The sequence below is a fragment of the Haloarcula nitratireducens genome (genome assembly GCF_019599505.1).
This window is the reverse complement of the sequence record NZ_RKLT01000058.1, coordinates 1-3620: the sequence shown is the minus strand read 5'-3', so window position 1 is coordinate 3620 and position 3620 is coordinate 1. Positions and strand designations below refer to the sequence as shown.

Sequence of the window (3620 nt, the reverse complement as noted above, 5' to 3'; positions counted from 1 at the left end):
CGGCGTTCGCACTGGCGGACGTCGTTCGTGAAGAAAGCCGGCAGGCTATCGAGGCGCTGCACGCGATGGGCATCGAGGTGGCGATGCTCACCGGTGACAGCGAGGACGTCGCGAAGGCCGTCTCCGAAGAACTCGGTATCGACCAGTACTTTGCAGAGGTGTTGCCTGAGGAAAAGGACACCAAGGTCGAACAGCTCCAGTCCGAGGGGAAGTTGGTCGCGATGGTCGGCGACGGCGTCAACGACGCGCCAGCGCTCACCAGAGCTGACGTCGGCATCGCCATCGGCTCGGGGACCGACGTGGCCATCGAATCGGGCGATATCATTCTCGTCGACAACAATCCCCTGGATGTCGTCCGTCTCATCAAGCTCTCGAAGGCGAGCTACCGGAAAATGCAGGAGAACCTCGTCTGGGCGACTGGCTACAACGTGTTCGCGCTGCCCCTCGCCGCGGGAATCCTTGCACCCATTGGTATCCTCCTGTCGCCGGCCATCGGTGCCGTATTCATGTCGCTGTCGACGATTATTGTCGCCATTAACGCTCGTCGGCTTCGGGGAATCGATCTCTCGACATGACGACGCTAATCGTGGAGGGCTACGAGTCAGTCGGCCGAACGATGGCAGAAGAACTGGCCACTGAACCTGACGGCCTGAGTGGAATGATCATTGCGGGGCGCGACGGGGGAAGATTACCGCCGTCGCCTCCAAGTCGGAAACCACGTCTTCAGCGTCGTATTCGACCAGGCGGTTAGCGTGGCCAAGCGATGGCCAGAGTTTGCGACCGAACGCACTGATGGCAGTGGCATCTTCTTCACCAAGGACGACGTGGAGACCGCGCTGACAGCCGAGCTGGGGAAAGAGCCCCATCGCCAAACGGTCAAGCGTGTCTGGGAGAAACTCATCGAGATCGGCGGCGATGATCTTGTCGAGAAGACACGTCAGGTCGGGCGAGACCAGACGAAGACGGAGTTGCTCGCGATGGACATAGAGACAGCCGAGAGCTTAGTCGAGCAACGCTACGTCGGTTTGGACCTCTTGGAGAACGGCGACCGGAAGGCAACGACTGGCGGCGTCACGCCCGTTGTGGTGGAGTCTTCGGGGTAACCCTGTGACGAGTACGAGATAAGACGGGAATCGGCACAGAACCGGCGCTACTGGACGCGGTAGCACGTGCCCTGCTGCCGCTGCCGTGGCTGTCTGGTAGCTGTAGCAACCGGGAGCGACCCCCTCTTTGCAGGAGTGGAGTGAGTGTTCGTAACACGAACGGAGCGACCAGTCCCGATTTCCTGTTCACAACAGGTGTGACGGACTTCCAGAAAATAGGATGACGAAAACCTGCCTCTTTAGAGGTAGTTGGGGATGGAGGAGTTCACTTTGCGGATGTTCCCAAATCGGGATTGCAGAAACACCAGAAGTCAGAGGTACGTTTGGTAGGCGATAACCGCGGCGATAGCGAGATACATGACACCGAGCGCACGGATGCCCCACATCCACGTGTGGGAGATGGGCGCGTCAGTCCCGTAGTCACCGCAGCGTCGACGGGTCGGGCCCATGAAGACTGACAGTTGGAGCGCCGTTCGTGGCACAACAAGCAACGCACCACCCAACAGAACGCCGAGGACGACCGCGAGGAGGTGCGAATCCATCCATCTACGAGCGGAGCTACTGGCGATTGCAGATTGAGACGGTGAATAAAGGTGGCTCAGAAACGCTTCACTCCCAATTTCGCCAGATACTCGCCGCGGCGTCGACGACCTCTAACGCAGCTTTGCTTCCGTCGGCTTCGCCCTTCTCGAACTCGGCGTCACCCTGTCCCATCTCATTGGTGACGAATGCAAAACAGACGATAGGATATCCCCGCTCGCTAGCGAGCGTATAGAGTGCGGCGGCCTCCATCTCGACTGCGAGGATTTCCTCGGACCGAGCGCGGTCGATTGCAGCCTGCGTTTCCCGAAACGGGGCATCTGTCGTCCACGTTGTCCCAGTGTAGACCGGACGAGAAACCGACCGACACGCCGCGCTCACGCGATCTCGGAGGTCCGCGTCGAGCGTAGCGAACCGAGCTGAAGGGCTGTAGTGGTGACTGGTTCCTTCGTCACGGAGGGCTCGTTCGATGAGCACGAAATACGGTGGATCGTCTTTCGGGATGATCTGTCCCGAAGAGGTCACGCTCACGAGGAATTGACACCCGGATGCGAATAGTTGTTCAGCGATGAGGACTGCGAACGGTGCACCCACTGCGCAGCCGACGATACCGAACTCGTCGCCGTTCCGGCGGAATCGATACAAGTCAGTGTGGTACCCAGGCCACGTTGGGTCCTTACGAGCGTCTCCGGCTTCCACGAGCTGACGGACGATATCTCCGTCGGGGTCGAGAACACAAACGTCCGGCACCGACCGTTCGGGAAGCTCCTTTTGATTTCGAGCGTTCTCCAGGAGCGACTCGGGTGTGAAGATGGACGGTTCGTCGAATGCTTTCGACTCGAACAACGGAGACTCTGACTTCGGTGTATCTGTCATGTGTCTCGTGCAGGTGTGCCAACAACCGCAAGGACGGCGGCAGTCTCCGGGTCCGTCCGTTCGACGACCTCTCCGTCGGAGATACCAAGGAAGAACTCACGCTCGCCGCTAACGTACTCAAGAATCGTCTCGGCTAGCGCGTCTGAGTCTCGGTGGACCATCTGCTGGAAGTACGACCCCTCTCTCCGGAGGTTCGATTGGACGTACTCCGATTGCGTGTTCAACAGAAGCGCGACTAGCGTCCCGTCGGTGTCGAGGACGTGCGTGGCTTCGGCGAGTGCAGCTTCGACGCCAGGAATGAACTCGAGCGTAGCGACGAAAAAGGCCGCATCGACAGATGATTCCCTGATTGGAAGCATCGTCGCATCCCCGACCACGAACGGCACCGCAACTCGCCTTTTCGCTACTCGAACCATCGCCGCCGAGCGGTCCAGTCCAGTAACCTCGTACTCGGGGATTCGTTCCTCGATCGAGCCGATACCACACCCGACATCCAGAATTTGATCGTCAAGTTCGATGTGTCGTTTCAAGTATCCTGCTTCACGGTCCATCACCTCGGTCCCGAAGGCGCTCTCACAGAACTCGATGAAGTTTTCAACGGAACTCATATGACGACCTCTTCGAATTCGATAGTCAAGATCATTCGTCGTAGTGATTCGGACGCAACCTAACTTCTTGAACGCTTCAATCTGGAACTGAAGCGACTGACCACCATAATTAGTAGTCGTAGATCCGTCAACTAGAGACCCATCGCCGAGACTCAAGTCACTACCTAACGAAATGTCTGTCTAGACCTCGGAATCATTCTGGAGTCTAACGATCTCTGCGGTGAATACGGAAAGTGTGATACGTTCTATATTACACTCATCGGGTGGCCCAGCGTTCCCCCCGATGAATTGGCGGCGGACTAGCCGGCAGGCTGCTCAGCCTGTCGGGTCGTTTCTACTTGTAGCGGGTCCGCCGTTGATGTCGCAGTGACCAGCCGCAAGAACTGTCCCGCGTTCGTGAGGAGCTTGTTCTCGGCCTTTCGAAGATGTTCTTCGTACGTCGACCGAGCGACAGCCGTCTGATCGGCCAAATCCCGCAGCGATGTCTTCCGCG

The 3620-nt window shown here is 58.3% G+C and carries 5 protein-coding genes and 1 pseudogene; 2 read left to right on the top strand and 4 right to left on the bottom strand.

From position 1 onward, the window contains the following. Both EGH23_RS26140 and EGH23_RS26135 read left to right on the top strand, forming a co-directional pair. On the top strand, nucleotides 1-575 hold a 575-nt coding region (locus EGH23_RS26140; protein ID WP_220582913.1), incomplete at its 5' end, for an HAD-IC family P-type ATPase. Nucleotides 576-740: 165 nt separating this feature from the next. Then, a pseudogene (locus EGH23_RS26135) lies at nucleotides 741-1103 on the top strand (hypothetical protein); the annotation flags it as partial. Nucleotides 1104-1414: 311 nt separating this feature from the next. On the opposite strand, the gene EGH23_RS26130 reads toward EGH23_RS26135, so the two are convergent. The 4 genes from EGH23_RS26130 to EGH23_RS26115 all read right to left on the bottom strand — a co-directional run. Next, nucleotides 1415-1645, bottom strand: a complete 231-nt coding sequence (locus EGH23_RS26130) for a hypothetical protein (protein ID WP_220582912.1) — start codon at nucleotides 1643-1645, stop codon at nucleotides 1415-1417. A 67-nt stretch (nucleotides 1646-1712) separates the two neighbouring features. Further along, nucleotides 1713-2519: a nucleoside phosphorylase gene (locus tag EGH23_RS26125; protein ID WP_220582911.1), complete on the bottom strand. Its 807-nt coding sequence runs from the start codon at nucleotides 2517-2519 to the stop codon at nucleotides 1713-1715. Then, nucleotides 2516-3127 carry a class I SAM-dependent methyltransferase gene (locus EGH23_RS26120; RefSeq protein WP_220582910.1) on the bottom strand — a complete coding sequence of 204 codons (612 nt, stop codon included), beginning with the start codon at nucleotides 3125-3127 and terminating at the stop codon, nucleotides 2516-2518. The genes EGH23_RS26125 and EGH23_RS26120 overlap by 4 nt, the downstream gene beginning before the upstream one ends. A 299-nt stretch (nucleotides 3128-3426) precedes the next feature. After that, nucleotides 3427-3620, bottom strand: a 194-nt coding sequence (locus tag EGH23_RS26115) for a helix-turn-helix domain-containing protein (protein ID WP_220582909.1), incomplete at its 5' end; no start/stop codon positions are given.

What these genes read in the sequence shown, in the direction of transcription:
- EGH23_RS26120 (WP_220582910.1), bottom strand. Translation starts at nt 3,127, where the DNA reads ATGAGTTCCGTTGAAAACTTCATCGAGTTCTGTGAGAGCGCCTTCGGG.
- EGH23_RS26130 (WP_220582912.1), bottom strand. Translation starts at nt 1,645, where the DNA reads ATGGATTCGCACCTCCTCGCGGTCGTCCTCGGCGTTCTGTTGGGTGGT.
- EGH23_RS26125 (WP_220582911.1), bottom strand. Translation starts at nt 2,519, where the DNA reads ATGACAGATACACCGAAGTCAGAGTCTCCGTTGTTCGAGTCGAAAGCA.